Here is a 14,944-nt window from a genome sequence, read left to right as displayed (position 1 = left end):
CTCAGGGCAGCCGGCCCTGCTCGACCAGCCGGGCGAACTTCTTCAGCGCCTGGGTGAGGCTGAACTTCGAGCCGGGCCAGAGCACCGGCCAGGCCACCCGGCCGGCGGTCCCGCCGGGCAGGTGGAACCACTCGTGCCAGACCACCTGGGTCCGGTCCCGTTCCATCGGGGTGCAGCGCAGCACGCCCGGTCCCCGCAGCAGCTTGCCGCAGTGCACCACCCCGACCTCGAACGGGGCGTCCACCCGGACCACCCGCATCTCGTCGCGCAGCACGGCGGGGCCGAGCGCGGTGACCGCCTCGACCAGGCTGCCCTCGCCGCCGTCACCCTCGACCACCCGGACCTGGGTGAACGGGATCCAGTCGGACTGCCGCTCCCAGGCGGTCAGCGCCGCGAAGACCCGCTCGGCCGGGGCGTCGACGACCACCGTCGCGGTGACCTCACCCGCGCCCGGCTGGGCGGCCTCGGCGAAGTTGTCCGCGCCGTCGCGGGTGGTCACGCCGGCTCCGACGGGACCGCCGCACTCCGGGTCCGCGTGCCCTCCTCGTCACGGCCGGCGTCGGCCGGGGCCGGAGGGGTCGCGTCGGCCGAGGCCGGGGCCGGGCCGGTGGCGTCGGCCTGGGCCGGGCCGGTGGCGACCGGGTCGGCCGGGGCCGGGTCGGCGGTGGTCGGGTCCGTGGGGGTCGCGGGCGGGCCGGCGTCGGTCGGGCCTTCGGTGGCGCTGACCGGGTCGGTCGGCGGTCGCAGCGACGGTCCGACCGCGCCAGGCGCCGGGGCGACCGGCGACGGGGCGGCGGCCCCGACACCCGTACCCGGGAGCGTCTCGTCCTCCACGGCGGCGGCCGCGGGCGCGGCGGCCAGCCCGGCCTCGGCGGCCGGTCCCGCCTCGGCGGTCGACCCGCCGACCGGCGCGTCGGTGCTCGGCGCGGTGCCGGTCGACGCGCCGGCGGCCGACTCCTCGCGGGCCCGGCGCAGCGCCTCGGCCTCCTCGGTCCGGCCGGCCCGCAGCGCGTCGACCTCGGCCTCCAGCACGCCGATCAGCTCGGACTTGTAGCCGATGTCGTAGGCGGCCCGGCGCAGCGCCTGGTCGACCTGGGCCATCCGGTAGCCGCGCAGCGCGGTGTCGAAGCGTGCCCCGGCGACGTCGGACTCGTCCAGTGGCCGGCCGCCCGGCAGCGGGACCGCCCGCCCGTCCGGCTCGACCGCCACCAGCCCCGGATCGCGTCCGGAGACCAGCACCGTCACTCCGAAGACCACCGCCGCGACGGTCAGCGCCACGACCAAGAGGAGCAGAACCTGACCCATGGGGAGATCGTGGCATGACCGACGGCGCGGGGCGAGCCCTCCGGGCGCTCCGATCTCGTTTCCACACCGGGCCGTGCCGCCCGGGCCGGGCGCACCCGGACCGGATAGCGTCGGGGTGCGGCCGGCGCCGGACCGCGGATCGGGAGGTCGGCATGACGGGGGAGCTGCGGCTCGGCGGGCGGACCTTCGCCCGGGGCGAGCTGGTGGTGATGGCCATCGTCAACCGCACCCCGGACTCCTTCTTCGACCGGGGCGCCACCTTCGCGCAGGACAGCGCGCTGCGCGCGGTGGAGCGGGCGGTCGACGAGGGCGCGGAGATCATCGACATCGGCGGGGTGAAGGCCGGGCCGGGCGACGAGGTCGACGTGACCGAGGAGATCCGGCGCACGGTGGACACCATCGCGGCGGTCCGGGCCGCCTTCCCCGACGTGGTGATCTCGATCGACACCTGGCGGGCCGAGGTGGCGGTGGAGGCGGTCGCGGCCGGGGCCGACCTGCTCAACGACACCTGGTCGGGGGCCGACCCGGCGCTGGCCCGGGTCGCCGCCGAGACGGGCGCCGGCCTGGTCTGCTCGCACGCGGGTGGGCTCGCCCCACGGACCCGGCCGCACCGGGCCGCCTTCGACGACGTGGTCGCCGACGTGGTCGCGACGGTGACCGGGCTCGCCGAGCGCGCGGTGGCCCTGGGCGTACGCCGGGACGGGATCCTGATCGACCCGGCGCACGACTTCGGCAAGAACACCCGCCACTCGCTGGAGATCACCCGCCGGCTGGCGGAGTTGACCGACACCGGGTGGCCGCTGCTGGTGGCCCTGTCGAACAAGGACTTCATCGGCGAGACGCTGGACCTGCCGGTGCCGGACCGGCTGGAGGGCACCCTCGCCGCCACCGCCGTCTCGGCCTGGCTCGGTGCCCGGGTGTTCCGCGCCCATCAGGTACGCGAGACCCGACGGGTGCTCGACATGGTGGCCTCGATCCGGGGTGACCGGGCACCCGCGCTGACCCGCCGCGGCCTGGCCTGACCGACGCGGCCTGGCCTGACCGGCGCGGTCCGCCCGGGCCGCGGGACGGTGCGTCAGGTCCAGCGCAGGATGTTCTTGCGCCAGGCGTAGAGGATGCCGAGCGCCACCACGGCGACGAAGACCGCCATCTCCACGACGGTGGTAACGCCGAATCCCGGCCGGTCGAAGACCAACGCCCAGGGGAAGAGGAAGACCGCCTCGACGGCGAAGAGCACGTAGAGGTATGCGTAGACGTAGTAGCGGATCTGCATCTGGGCCCAGTCGCCGCCGACCGGGTCGAGACCGCACTCGTAGCTGGCCCGCTTGCCCCAGGGCTCCGCCGGACGGCCGGGGCGTAACACCCGATTGGCCGAGAACGCCGTAACGAAGAACAGGACCGCGGCGAGCAGCAGGAGACCGAGGGTGGCGTACGAGCCGAGGTAACCGGTCACGGTCGGGAGCCTACCGCCCGACCTTCAGCAGCGTCCCGAACACGTTACGGATTTGTTTCCTCGCCGGACTAGTGCTCCGAGGCAACAATTGCCGAATAATGAGACTTCACTGAGCGTCACGGAGGATAGATGACCCGCCCCCGCGTACGCCCCGCCCCGCGGGTCGTGCACCGACGCACGTCTGCGCTGCTCGCACCCGCATTGGCCATCGGGCTCGCGGCGGCGGCTGCGCTACCCGGATGGGCCGCAGCATCACCCTCAGTGAGTGGAGTCGTGCGTACGGTCACCGATCCGGCGGCCGAGCCCGGCACCGATGCCACCGACACCACGCCCACCGTCGACCCGCCCACGGCGGAGCCGACCACCGCGCCGCCCACCGAGAGCGCGCCCCCGGAGACCACGCCGCCACCGCCGCCTCCGCCCCCGCCGCCGACCACTGATCCGGCGCCGCCACCGGCGACCACCGCGCCCGGCGATCCGGCGCCGGCCACCACCGCGCCGACCCGGACCACCGCACCGATCCCGCCGCCGCCGGTGGTGCCGCCGGCCCCGCCGGCCAAGGGGCGACCGGGGGTCCAGGTGACCACCGAGGACGTCACGCTCACCCCGGCCTACTGGGACGCCGGGAGCACGGCGACCACGCTGCGGGTGACCGTGCGCAACACCGGCGACGTATCGATTCGGATCCGGCTCGGCTACCGCCTGCCGACCGGCCTGACCGACGCCGGCACCCCGGGTTGCGTCGCCACGGGTGCGGGCGGCTACCGCTGCGGCGAGTGGAGTGCCGAGCCGGGTGCCCGGTTCAGCAGCACGATCCGCCTCCGGGTCGCCGGGAACGCCTGGAAGTCCATGCCGTTGAGCGGGTCCGTCCAGGTGACCGCCGAGGCACCGGACGGTGCCGGCACGGCCGTCGACGACGAGGGGTTCGCCGTCCTCTTCCCGCCCGGCCCACCCACGCCCGGCATCTCGCTGCGCGCCGACGAGGTGTCCTTCGACATCAGCGGCGCGCCGAGCGCCCTGACCGTGCACCTGGGCAACACCGGCAAGGTGGCGGCCGACGGGCGGGTCGAGGTGATCCTCCCCGACGGGGTGACGGTGACCGAGCCCCCGGCCGGCTGCGCCCCGGTGGCCCCGGACCGCACCCGCTGCGACGTCGGCACCCTGCCGTCCGGCCGGAACACGACGCTGCGACTGCCGCTGGCCGCCACCCCCGAGGCCCAGCGGCGCGCCCCGCTGGCCGGCGCGGTCGTCGGGCGCCTCGAACCGCGCAGCGGCCGGGACCGCCAGGTGCAGATGAGCTTCCGGATCACCGCCGCCGCCGCGCTGGCCTCGCCCCCGGTCACCCCCACCCCCACCGGGTCACAGGGGGTGCTGGCCGCCGCCGAGCGGCAGAGTCTCGACGACGGGGTCAGCGCGACGCAGCGGACCGCGATCACGCTGATCGTGATCTCCGGGCTGCTCGTACTGCTCGCCCTGGGCCTGGCGACCAGTTCGCTGCGGCGACGGATGGCAGGCCCCCGGGCCGGGGAGTGAGAGCGACCGCGGCGGCGGTGATCTGAAGCACGAGCAGCGGTACTAAGTACCGCAGATCCGGGCATACACCTGCCCGATCAGTTCCCATACGTCGGACCTCCACCAAGGTGGCCCTAACGGGCCGACGTAGGCTCTGACGTGAGGAATGGAGCGGGCCGCACCAGTGACGGACGGCCGGCGGTAGCAGCGCGTCAAGGAGGGCACGTGGCAGGGCGAGGCGGGGTCACCTACATGTTCGGCCGCTCCTGCGACGGCGCTGAGCGAAGCGAGGTGCGGGCGTGACCAAGCAGATCCGTCAACTGGACCGGGTGGTGATTCGGTTCGCCGGTGACTCGGGTGATGGTATGCAGCTCACGGGTGACCGGTTCACGTCGGAGACGGCCCAGTTGGGTAATGACATTTCGACGTTGCCGAATTTCCCGGCGGAGATTCGGGCGCCTGCCGGCACCCTGCCGGGGGTGTCGTCGTTCCAGGTGCATTTCGCGGACTACGACATCCTGACGCCGGGTGATGCGCCGAACGTGTTGGTGGCGATGAACCCGGCGGCGTTGAAGGCGAATCTGGCGGATCTGCCGCGGGGTGCGGACATCATCGTGAACACCGATGAGTTCACCCGCCGTAACCTCGCGAAGGTCGGCTACGCGACCAGTCCGCTCGACGACGATTCGCTGGCCGGGTATGTGGTGCACCCGGTGGCGTTGACGTCGATGACGGTCGGCGCGCTGGCCGAGCACGAGGTGTCGAAGAAGGACGCCGAGCGGGCCAAGAACATGTTCGCGCTGGGTCTGCTGAGCTGGATGTACTCCCGCCCGTACGAGTCGACCCTGCGGTTCCTGGAGCGCAAGTTCGCGGCGCGTCCGGAGTTGGTGGCGGCGAACGTGGCGGCGTTCCGGGCGGGGTGGAACTTCGGGGAGACCACCGAGGACTTCTCGGTCCGGTATGAGGTGAAGCCGGCGAAGATGCTGCCGGGCACCTACCGCAACATCACCGGTAACGCCGCCCTGTCCCTGGGCCTCGTGGCCGCCGGGGTGCGTTCCGGGTTGCCGGTGTTCCTCGGCGCGTACCCGATCACTCCGGCGTCGGACATCCTGCACGAGCTGTCGAAGCACAAGAAGCTCGGTGTGGTGACGATGCAGGCCGAGGACGAGATCGCCGCGGTCGGCGCGGCGCTGGGTGCCTCCTACGGCGGCGCGCTCGGTGTCACCACCACCAGCGGCCCGGGTGTTGCGCTCAAGAGCGAAACGATCTCCCTGGCCGTCGCCCTCGAACTGCCGTTGGTGATCGTCGACGTGCAGCGCGCCGGCCCGTCGACGGGGATGCCGACCAAGACCGAGCAGGCCGACCTCAACATGGCGCTGCACGGCCGCCACGGGGAAGCTCCCGTGGCGGTGATCGCGCCGAAGTCGCCGTCGGACTGCTTCCACGCCGCCCTCGAAGCCGCGCGGATCGCGCTGACCTACCGCACGCCGGTGATCCTGCTCTCCGACAACTACGTCGCGAACGGCTCCGAGCCGTGGCTGCTGCCCGACGTCGACTCGCTGCCCGACCTGCGGGTCGAGTTCGCCACCCGGCCCAACGGTGAGGACGGCGCGACCTTCCTGCCCTACCTGCGGGACCCGGAGACACTGGCCCGGCCGTGGGCCATCCCCGGCACCCCCGGTCTGGAGCACCGGATCGGCGGTCTGGAGAAGGCGGACAAGACCGGCGACATCTCGTACGACCCCGGCAACCACGACTTCATGGTCCGGACCCGGGCGGCCCGGATCGAGACGATCCCGGTGCCGGACGTCGAGGTGGAGGATCCGGACGGTAACGCCCGGGTGCTGGTGCTCGGCTGGGGCTCGACGTACGGCCCGATCGGCGCCGCCTGCCGGGGCCTGCGGCAGCGCGGGCTCTCCATCGCTCAGGCACACCTGCGGCACCTGGCTCCGATGCCGGCCAACCTCGGCGCGGTGCTGCGCTCGTACGACCGGGTGGTGATCCCGGAGATGAACCTCGGCCAGCTCGCCCATGTCATCCGGGCGACCTACCTGGTCGACGCGATCGGCTACAACCAGGTCCGCGGCCTGCCCTTCACCGCCGCGGAACTGGAGACGATGCTGGAAGAGGTCCTGAAGAATGTCTGAGCCCGTCGCCCTCAAGCTCACCGCCAAGGACTTCAAGTCCGACCAGGAGGTCCGCTGGTGCCCCGGCTGCGGCGACTACGCCATCCTCGCCGCCGTCCAGGGCTTCATGCCGGAACTGAACATCCCCCGAGAGAACATCGTCTTCCTCTCGGGCATCGGCTGCTCGTCGCGTTTCCCGTACTACATGAACACCTACGGGATGCACTCGATCCACGGCCGCGCCCCGGCGATCGCCACCGGCCTGTCGGTGTCCCGCCCGGACCTGTCGGTCTGGGTGGTCACCGGCGACGGTGACGCGCTCTCCATCGGTGGCAACCACCTCATCCACGCGCTACGCCGCAACGTCAACCTCAAGATCCTGCTGTTCAACAACCGGATCTACGGCCTGACCAAGGGCCAGTACTCACCCACCTCCGAGGTCGGGAAGATCACCAAGTCGACCCCGGTCGGCTCCGCGGACGCCCCCTTCAACCCGCTGTCGCTGGCCCTGGGCGCGGAAGCCACCTTCGTGGCCCGCACCATCGACTCCGACCGCAAGCACCTCCAGTCGGTGCTCCGGGCGGCCGCCCAACACCAGGGCTCCGCGTTCGTCGAGATCTACCAGAACTGCAACATCTTCAACGACGGCGCGTTCGACCAGCTCAAGGAGCCGGCCACCCGCGACGACTACCTGATCCGACTGGAGCACGGGCAGCCGATCACCTTCGGCAGCGACGGCCAGTACTGCGTCGTGCACCCCCCGGGCGGCTTCGGCCTCGAGGTCCGGGAAACGGCGGCCACCCCCGCGCAGGACATCGTCGTGCACGACGCCACCGTCACCGACCCCGCCTACGCCTTCGCACTCTCCCGGCTGCCGGGGCTCGACCTGCGCAACACTCCGATCGGGGTGTTCCGCTCGGTGACCCGACCGTCCTACGACAGCGTGGTGCAGGAGCAGGTCGCCACCGCGAAGGCCACCGTCACCGACACGCCGGAGCAGCAGCTCGCCGGGCTGCTCGCCGGCGGCGACACCTGGACGATCATGTAACCCGACCGGGACGACGGAAAGGGCCCGCGACCGTGAGGTCGCGGGCCCTTCCGTCTTCACCGCTGGTGGCGGCGACAGCCCGATCAGAAGACCAGGTTGTAGCTGCTCCAGGGGACGAAGGTGGTGTCCGAGATCCAGACGCCGGTGGAGACGACCTTGCCACTGGCGTTGATCCAGTTGCCCTTGCCGTCCGTGGTGTACATCCGCAGCCGGTAGCTGCCGTCGATGCCCAGCATGTCCATCATGTTGTCGCCGTTCCAGTCGCCCGGCGTGATGATGTTCTTGAAGCCGCCCCAGCCGCTGCCGATCTGGGTGCCGGCCGGGTTGGTCCAGCCACCCTTCAGGTCGGTCTGGTACATCTTCAGGTAACCGGTGGAGGTCCGGCCGATCAGGACCTCCTTGCCGTCACCCTTCCAGGCGCCCGGGGTGAGGAACAGGTTGAACCCGTTCCAGCCGGTGCCGATCCGGGTGCCGGCCGGGTTGAGCCAGCCGCCCTTGCCGTCGCTGGTGTAGCGCCACAGCTCACCGTTGGACTTGCGGACCATCAGGCTCGGCAGGTTGTTGCCCAGCCAGTTGTTCGTCACCATCAGGGCGGTGAAGTTGCCCCAGCCGGTGCCGATCCGCTTCTTGCTGCCGTACCAGTTGCCCTTGCCGTCGGTGTTCCAGATCCACAGCTCGCCGATCGAGTTCACCGCCATGAGCGACGGCTTCTTGTCGCCGTTCCAGTTGTAGACCCGGAAGACGCGCTTGAAGCTGGTGCTCCCGAAACCGGTGCCGATGGCCCGGCTGCTCCAGAAGCCGCCGTACCCGTCGTTCTCGAACCCGCTGCCCACGTGCAGCCACAGCTTGCCCGAGGCGTCCCGGGACATCAGGTCGGTGTGGCCGTCGCCGGTCCAGTCCGAGTTGACCAGGGAGGGCCGGGTGAGGTCCGCCTTGATCGCGTTGGAGTAGTAGTTGACCTCTTCGTAGAAGCCCGGACCCTCGGCGCAGTAGTCGCCGTAGCCGAAGTCGGTGATGCCGACCTGCTTGCCGTTCACCAGCAGCGGGCCACCGGAGTCGCCGAAGCAGGTGTCGGCGGCCGGCGTGCTCGTCGTGCCCGAACCGGCACAGAACTGCCGGTTCGGGTCGTACGTGGCTCCGGACCAGCCGGCGGTGGCGGCGGCCGCGCAGTCGCTGTCGGTCCGGATCGGGACCGACGCCTTGCGCAGCACGGTGTCCTGGACCGGGGTGTAGGTCCCGTCCGGGTTCTGCACCTGGTCCTCGCCGTACCCGACGATCAGGCCGGCGTCGCCGGCCGCGTAGGCCGCCTCGCCCTGCCCGGCCAGGGTGACCGGGGTGTAGGCGGAGGGCAGGTTCTGCTTGAGCGTGAGCACCGAGACGTCGTCGAGGATGTTCGTGGCGCTCTGGTCGTACTGCGCCGCGATGTTCCAGCCCTGGTGGGTCCAGGTGGAAGCCACCTCCGCGACGTATCCCACGTTCGGGACGACGTTGCCGTCGGCGTCCAGGAGCTTGTCGTGCCCGGCGATGACCCGGGTCGTACCGGCCCCGTCGGCGGTGCAGTGCGCGGCCGTCAGGATCTTGTTGGGCGCGATGACCGTGCCGGTGCACCAACCGTAGTACGGCGAATTGTCGAGGTAGGTGACCACCCCGACGATCCAGGGGTACTGCGACGCGCTGACCGTGCTGCCGCCGACGATCCTCGGCTTCGCACCGTCGGTCGACTGGAACAGCGGACCCTTGAGACCCGGGGTGGGCGGGGTCGCGGTGCCCTTCCGCAGGTGCGGGAGCTTCGTCGACCGGTTGATCGGCGCGTTGAGCGTCGTGTCGGACGCTCCGCCGGTCGGGGCGGCCTGGGCCGGTCCCGGCGCGACGGCTGCCGCACCACCGAGGGCGAGCCCGGCGGCCAGGATCCCGGCCACCCGCCGCCGACGGCTTCGTGCGATGTCTGCCTCTTCAGCCACTAGTTTTCCCGTCGTTCGGTTATCGAGGCACTCGAAATCGCCGATGTGACGTGGCATTACGGCAGGAGCTGATGATGACGGGAGCCGAGCACCCGGCCCCGCACGACAGTGGATCCCCCGTTGCCCGAGCCAATCCGATGGCGTCGGCGACAGTTCGAGTGCCGCGCCCATTGGCCAATTCCAAGCGGACAAACGCTAGCAAGCGATGAGGAGAACCGGAAGATCCGGAAGGGCCACATTTCGATGCCCGTTCCGCAGCTCAGTCCCCTGCCGAACGGGCAGGGGGCTGAGCCTGCGGATCAGGAGAGCGAACTCGACGTCGGACGGTCGTCCCGGACGTGCACCAGCATGTCGCCGGTCTCGATCACCGCGCCGGCCTTGTCGTTCAGCGTGACCACCTTGCCGCGCCGGACCAGCGCGATGACCAGCGACTCCAGCTCCCGGGGCGACCGGCCGACCTCGTCGCGCTCGGCCGAACGCATCGCCAGGGCCATCCCCTGACCCGGGGTGAGCAGGTCCTCCACCACGTCGATCAGCGGCGGGGCGGAGGTGGAGAGGCCGAGCAGCCGACCGGCGGTGGCCGAGGAGACGATCACGTGGTGCGCCCCGCTCTGCTTCAGCAGCGGTGCGTTCTCCGCCTCCCGCACGGCCGCGATGATCCGGACCTGCCCGGCGGTGAGCTGCCGGACGGTCAGCGCCACCAGCACCGAGGCGTCGTCGCTGTCGGTCGCGATGATCACCGCCTTGGCGGTACGGACGTGCGCCTCCTCCAGCACCGACGAGCGGGTGGCGGAACCCTCGATCGCGACGAGCCCGGCCGAGGTGGCCTGCCGCAGCGCTGCCCCGCTCCGCTCCACCACCACGATCTGGGACCGGTCCGCGCCGTTCTCCAGCAGGGCGGAGACGGCGCTGCGGCCCTTGGTGCCGTAGCCGCAGATGATGACGTGGTTCTTCACGGTTCTCCTCCACCGCGACAGGCGACGGCCGGTCCGGTACTGCTCGGTCAGGACTTCCAGCGTGGTGCCGACCAGGATGATCAGGAAGAGCACCCGAGCGGGCGTGATGAACAGGACGTTGACCAGTCGCGCCGACTGGGCGGCGGGAGTGATGTCGCCGTACCCGGTGGTGGAGAGCGAGACCACCGCGTAGTAGAAGCAGTCGAGGAGGGTCAGCCCGTCCTCGTTGACGTCGCGGTAGCCGTCCCGGTCGAGCCAGACCACCAGCACCGTGGCGAACACCAGGCCCAGGGCGGCGAGCAGGCGCAGACTCAACGCGCTCAGCGGCCCCCGCCGTTGCGCGGGAAAATGGATCACCGTCGGTCCTGCTCCGCTGCCGTCGCCTGCACGTCCACAAGATAGCCGGTACGCCGTCGGGCGGCCTCCCGGGAGGCGAAAGGGACGGCGCCGGACCGGTGGGGCCGGTGTCCGGGTGCCGGAGCGGGCATGATGGGGACGTCGGCCGGGACCACGACCGCGAGGAGGCCCGCATGTCGTTGCTGCGACGGGTGATCGGCGGGGTGCTGCGGCGGGTACGGCTGCGGCAGGGCCGCACGCTGCGCGAGGTCGCCCTGGCGGCCGGAGTCTCGCTGCCGTACCTCTCCGAGGTGGAACGCGGCCGCAAGGAGGCCTCCTCCGAGGTGCTGGCGGCGATCTGCCGGGCACTCGGCATCCACCTCAGCGACCTGCTCGAAGAGGCCCGCGACGAGCTGCGGCGGGTCGAGCGGCGGGCGCCGGTGACCTCCGGGTCGGGCCTGGTGCGGCTGGACCGGGCCCCGGTCGGCCGCGGCGACGTACGGCTGCACCTGGGCTCCCCCGCGCGTCGGCCGCACCTGGTCCGCCAGCCGGGGCCGGCGGGGACGCCGTTGCTCGGCACCCGGACCACCGTCGACGGTCTCGCGCCGTCCGGGCTCGGCACCGGCCACGCCACCCCGACGTTCCTCGGCACCGGCACCCGGATCTGGCTGATCCCCGAGCCGCCGCCGGCCCGGCGGCGGCCACGGACCGGCCGGCGGGTGGCGAGGCGGCGGACCGCGCGGGTCTGACCAGCCGGCACGGCCTGCGGATGATCTCCCACGCCGGTGCCCCGGCGGCTACGGTGTGTGCCATGACCGGCGTGACGCCCCTCATCGACGCCCTGATCGGACTCGGTCTCACCCAGTACGCCGCCCGGGCCTACCTGGCGTTGGTGGCCCGCGAGCGGTACACGGCGGCGGAGCTGGCCCGCGCCTCCGGCGTCCCCCGGCAGCGCATCTACGACGTGCTCAACTCGCTCAGCGAGCGCGGGCTGGTCCGGGTGCGGCCGGGGCCGGTGGTGCGCTACGCGGCGGTCGACCCGGAGGCGGCGGTCAGCCGGATGATGGAGGCGCACCGCAGCGCGTACGAGCAGCGGGAACGGGCCGGTAGCGAACTCATCGAGCAGCTCGCGCCGCTGTGGACGCTGGGGCGCTCCGAGGACGACCCGTTGGACTACGTGGAGGTCATCCGGGACCGGGACCTGCTCGCCGAGCGGTTCGCCGAACTCCAGTCGAGCGCCCGGCACCAGCTGCTCACCCTGTCGAAGATGCCGTACCTGGTGGTGGAGAACCCGGCCGGGATCGACGCCGCCCGGCGGCTGGCCCGCGACGGCGGGGACGTGCGCTGCGTCTACGAGCACGCGATGCTGGACGAGCCGGCGATGGTGGCGCACACCCGCGGTTTCGTGGCGGCCGGCGAGCGGGCCCGGCTGGTCGCCCAGGTGCCGATGCGGCTCTGCATCGCCGACGGCACCCGGGTGCTCATGTCGATGCGGGACCCGCGGGCGGACGAGGCGTCGAGCACCTCCCTGTTGATCGAGCACCCGGCGCTCGCCCAGTTGCTGATCCAGGCGTACGAGACGATCTGGGCGGGCGGCCGGGACTTCCCGACGGCGACCGGCTGACGATCGGCTTCTGCCCTGGGCGGATCTGCGGCCGGCAGAATCGCTGGGTTCCGGCGGCGGCCCGCCGGAGGCTGGGGGTGCCGGTTCCCGGGCGGCCCGTCGCCCGCCGGTGCGCACGAAGGGCGGTCGGGTCATGGGGTACGGAATCTGGATGCTGGAGGAGGGGCAGCCGTCCCTCGGCGACCGGGTCTTCGAGCGGCTGCTCGCCGAACGGATCATCTTCCTCGGCACCGAGGTCACCGACGAGTCGGCGAACCGGATCTGCGCGCAGATCCTGCTGCTGGCCGCCGAGGACCCGGAGCGGGACATCTACCTCTACATCAACTCGCCGGGCGGCTCGGTGAGCGCCGGGCTGGCCGTCTACGACACCATGCGGTACGTCCGCAACGACGTGGGGACGCTGGCCCTCGGGCTGGCCGGCTCGATGGGCCAGTTCCTGCTCTGCGCGGGCGCGGCGGGCAAGCGGTTCGCCCTCCCCCACTCGCGGATCGTGATGCACCAGCCGTCCGGCGGGGTCGGTGGCACCGCGGCCGACATCACCATCCAGGCGGAGAACATGCTGCACACCAAGCGGACCATGAAGGAGCTGATCGCCCGGCACACCGGCCGTGAGCCGGACGAGATCCAGCGCGACTGGGACCGGGACCGCTGGTTCACCGCCGAGCAGGCCCGCGAGTACGGCCTGGTCGACCGGGTGATCAGCCGGGCCGGCGAGCTGCCGGGCTGAGCGCCGGGGCGACCGGCCGGCCACGGTCACCGGGACCGGGCCGGCCGGGGCCCTCCGCTCAGGGGTACTCGACCACCGGGCTGGTGCCGTACGAGCCGACCACCGGGGTGCCGACCTCGTTGATCGTGCGCTCGATGCCGCCGCTGCCGTCGAGGAAGACGGTGACCGCGTCGTGCAAGCGCACCCCGGCCCGGCGCGGCGCCTCGATCGCCCGGGCGCAGCGGATGTCGACGCCCTGGTTGAAGTACGAGTAGACGCCGAGCCCCCAGGCCTCGTGCTCGCGCACGTGCCCGGCCACCTTGTACGACGCCCAGCCGGGCCCGGTCGGGCTGGTCCAGGCCGCCTGGCTCGGCGGGTCGTAGGGCAGCTCGCTCTGGTAGAAGATCGTCCGGCCCCGCTCGCCGTTCCACACCGTCTGCCAGCGCTGGTAGTGCTCGACGAACAGCCCGTACGCGGTCACGTCGTCGCCCTCGACGACGACGCCGGTGCCGGCGGTGTTGACGGTCCAGCCGATGGTGCCCGACTTGCCGTGGTCGCCGCGCCAGGCCCAGATGTTGTCGATCAGGGTGTGCCGGCTGTTCACCACCAGGCTGGTGACCGCCCGGCCGGCGGACGGGCCGCCGACGCGGAAGAAGACGTCCTGCAACGAGATCGGGTTCGCCGCGTGCGACCGGTGACTGTTGCGCTTGCCGACCTCGACCAGCACCTCCGACTCGACGGGCCCGGCGTCGACCAGCACGCCGGCGATCCGTACCCCGTCCACGTCCTCGATCCGCAGCGCCGCGTCGCCGCCGGTCGGGGCGAGGCTGGGCATGCCGAGGCCGAGCACGACGGTGTCCGGGTGCTTGACCCGCAGCGCGCGGTCGAGCTGGTAGACGCCCGGGGTGAGCAGCAGGTGGCGGCCCTGGGCGAGTTCCTGGTTGATCCGCTTGGCGGAGTCGGTGGGCCGGGCGACGAAGAAGTCGGCCAGCGGCAGCGACGGGACCGGCCGGTCGCCGGTGGCCCAGGTGGTGCCGGCGCTGTCCCGGCGCAGCGCCGGCACGGCGACCCGCCAGGCACCCGCCGCGTCCACGAACAGGTACGGCTTCTCGCGGGTCACCGGGCTGGTCGGCAGGGTGGTGTACGGCGGGTTCGGGAAGCCCTGCGCGGGCGCGCCGAGCACGCCGGAGAAGACCTGGTTCCAGACCCCGTTGGTCCAGTCGCCGCCCAGTTCGCTGTCCCGGGTCAGCCACTGCTGCTGGGAGCCGTTGATGGTGATGCCGTCCACCTTGGAGTCGGCGATGTAGCCGCCGCTGGAATAGCCGCCGTTGCCCGGCTCCAGCCACAGGATGCCCTTGACGTGCACCCGGCGCATCGGCGACGCCTGCGACACGGCCCACTGGTTCGACCAGTCGGTCGGGCTGATCGCGAGGTTCTCCACCGAGCGCCAGAAGTTGGTCAGGGCGGAGATGCCGGCCGGCGAGTTCGGGTCGGCCTGCCCGACCACCCGGACCGCGCCGTGGATCTCCACGTCGTCCGGGTGCGCGCCGAGGCCGGCGACGGTGGTGTAGTAGCCGAGCCGGGCGTTGACCTCGTACCGGCCGGGCTTGAAGAGCACCGCGTACCGGTCGGCGCCCATCTCGTTGTGCTCCTGGGCGGCGAAGAGCCGGTCCAGGGTCGACTGGATCTCCTCGGTCGGCGTGGCCGGGTCGTACACGAAGACGTTCGGGCCGAGGTCCGGGTCGGCGGTGCCGTCGCCGGCCGGGGAAGCGGCGGCGGCCGGCAGCGCCGGGAGCCCGAGGGCGGTGAGCGACGCCGAGGCGGCGGTGACGGCGAGAAAGCGGCGGCGGGAGTGGTCGAGTGGTCGCATCTGCCTGCCTGTCGGTGGTGGAGTAGGGGCCCGGCCACGAGACGTGA

At 72.2% G+C, this 14,944-nt stretch carries 12 protein-coding genes and 1 pseudogene; 7 read left to right on the top strand and 6 right to left on the bottom strand.

All coding sequences use genetic code 11. The annotated features are described in order from the left end of the window. Position 1: 1 nt before the first annotated feature. Both GA0070611_RS25695 and GA0070611_RS25690 read right to left on the bottom strand, forming a co-directional pair. Positions 2–499 carry an SRPBCC family protein gene (locus GA0070611_RS25695; protein WP_091669579.1) on the bottom strand — a complete coding sequence of 166 codons (498 nt, stop codon included), beginning with the start codon at positions 497–499 and terminating at the stop codon, positions 2–4. A gap of 278 nt (positions 500–777) precedes the next feature. Beyond that, positions 778–1,305 (bottom strand): annotated as a pseudogene (locus GA0070611_RS25690) (DivIVA domain-containing protein); the annotation flags it as partial. A 152-nt stretch (positions 1,306–1,457) separates the two neighbouring features. Here GA0070611_RS25690 and folP point away from each other — a divergent pair. Then, positions 1,458–2,327 carry a dihydropteroate synthase gene (gene folP, locus GA0070611_RS25685; protein WP_091669577.1) on the top strand — a complete coding sequence of 290 codons (870 nt, stop codon included), beginning with the start codon at positions 1,458–1,460 and terminating at the stop codon, positions 2,325–2,327. A gap of 53 nt (positions 2,328–2,380) precedes the next feature. Here folP and ndhC read toward each other — a convergent pair whose 3' ends face one another. Continuing rightward, complete coding sequence (gene ndhC / locus GA0070611_RS25680; protein ID WP_091126862.1) at positions 2,381–2,758, bottom strand: NADH-quinone oxidoreductase subunit A; 378 nt, start codon at positions 2,756–2,758, stop codon at positions 2,381–2,383. A 261-nt stretch (positions 2,759–3,019) separates the two neighbouring features. On the opposite strand from ndhC, the gene GA0070611_RS25675 reads away from it, so the two are divergent. The 3 genes from GA0070611_RS25675 to GA0070611_RS25665 all read left to right on the top strand — a co-directional run bounded on the left by GA0070611_RS25675 (position 3,020) and on the right by GA0070611_RS25665 (position 7,444). Continuing rightward, entirely contained in the window at positions 3,020–4,291 is a 1,272-nt protein-coding gene (locus GA0070611_RS25675) for a hypothetical protein (protein WP_231921221.1), read from the top strand. Positions 4,292–4,569: 278 nt separating this feature from the next. After that, complete coding sequence (locus GA0070611_RS25670; RefSeq protein WP_091669563.1) at positions 4,570–6,417, top strand: 2-oxoacid:acceptor oxidoreductase subunit alpha; 1,848 nt, start codon at positions 4,570–4,572, stop codon at positions 6,415–6,417. Next, positions 6,410–7,444 (top strand): 2-oxoacid:ferredoxin oxidoreductase subunit beta, encoded by a 1,035-nt coding sequence (locus GA0070611_RS25665; RefSeq protein WP_091669561.1) that lies wholly within the window; start codon positions 6,410–6,412, stop codon positions 7,442–7,444. Before GA0070611_RS25670 ends, GA0070611_RS25665 begins: the two co-directional genes overlap by 8 nt. 83 nt (positions 7,445–7,527) lie before the next feature. Here the strand turns inward: GA0070611_RS25665 and GA0070611_RS25660 are convergent, their stop codons facing one another. Both GA0070611_RS25660 and GA0070611_RS25655 read right to left on the bottom strand, forming a co-directional pair. Further along, the gene (locus GA0070611_RS25660; protein ID WP_157740388.1) at positions 7,528–9,405 is read right to left on the bottom strand and encodes a trypsin-like serine protease; all 1,878 of its coding nucleotides are present in this window, start codon (positions 9,403–9,405) and stop codon (positions 7,528–7,530) included. Positions 9,406–9,704: 299 nt separating this feature from the next. Further along, entirely contained in the window at positions 9,705–10,718 is a 1,014-nt protein-coding gene (locus GA0070611_RS25655) for a potassium channel family protein (RefSeq protein ID WP_091669558.1), read from the bottom strand. 173 nt (positions 10,719–10,891) lie between these two features. On the opposite strand from GA0070611_RS25655, the gene GA0070611_RS25650 reads away from it, so the two are divergent. From GA0070611_RS25650 to GA0070611_RS25640, 3 genes are all read left to right on the top strand, one after another. Continuing rightward, a complete protein-coding gene (locus GA0070611_RS25650) occupies positions 10,892–11,446 on the top strand; it encodes a helix-turn-helix domain-containing protein (protein ID WP_091669556.1) in 555 nt (184 codons plus the stop codon). Positions 11,447–11,508: 62 nt separating this feature from the next. Then, positions 11,509–12,321, top strand: coding sequence for a TrmB family transcriptional regulator (locus GA0070611_RS25645; RefSeq protein WP_091669554.1), 813 nt, complete (start codon positions 11,509–11,511; stop codon positions 12,319–12,321). 133 nt (positions 12,322–12,454) lie between these two features. Then, positions 12,455–13,048 (top strand): ATP-dependent Clp protease proteolytic subunit, encoded by a 594-nt coding sequence (locus GA0070611_RS25640; protein WP_091669551.1) that lies wholly within the window; start codon positions 12,455–12,457, stop codon positions 13,046–13,048. 58 nt (positions 13,049–13,106) lie between these two features. On the opposite strand, the gene GA0070611_RS25635 is transcribed toward GA0070611_RS25640, so the two are convergent. Beyond that, a complete protein-coding gene (locus GA0070611_RS25635) occupies positions 13,107–14,897 on the bottom strand; it encodes an adenylyl cyclase (RefSeq protein WP_091669549.1) in 1,791 nt (596 codons plus the stop codon). Positions 14,898–14,944: the final 47 nt, after the last annotated feature.

The organism is Micromonospora auratinigra, from assembly GCF_900089595.1.
Classification (GTDB): Bacteria; Actinomycetota; Actinomycetes; order Mycobacteriales; family Micromonosporaceae; genus Micromonospora; species Micromonospora auratinigra.
Note: the sequence above shows the minus strand (reverse complement) of the source record. Positions and strands in the feature narration are given on the sequence as shown.

What these genes read in the sequence shown, in the direction of transcription:
- folP (WP_091669577.1), top strand. Translation starts at nt 1,458, where the DNA reads ATGACGGGGGAGCTGCGGCTCGGCGGGCGGACCTTCGCCCGGGGCGAG.
- GA0070611_RS25665 (WP_091669561.1), top strand. Translation starts at nt 6,410, where the DNA reads ATGTCTGAGCCCGTCGCCCTCAAGCTCACCGCCAAGGACTTCAAGTCC.
- GA0070611_RS25650 (WP_091669556.1), top strand. Translation starts at nt 10,892, where the DNA reads ATGTCGTTGCTGCGACGGGTGATCGGCGGGGTGCTGCGGCGGGTACGG.
- GA0070611_RS25645 (WP_091669554.1), top strand. Translation starts at nt 11,509, where the DNA reads ATGACCGGCGTGACGCCCCTCATCGACGCCCTGATCGGACTCGGTCTC.
- GA0070611_RS25640 (WP_091669551.1), top strand. Translation starts at nt 12,455, where the DNA reads ATGGGGTACGGAATCTGGATGCTGGAGGAGGGGCAGCCGTCCCTCGGC.
- GA0070611_RS25635 (WP_091669549.1), bottom strand. Translation starts at nt 14,897, where the DNA reads ATGCGACCACTCGACCACTCCCGCCGCCGCTTTCTCGCCGTCACCGCC.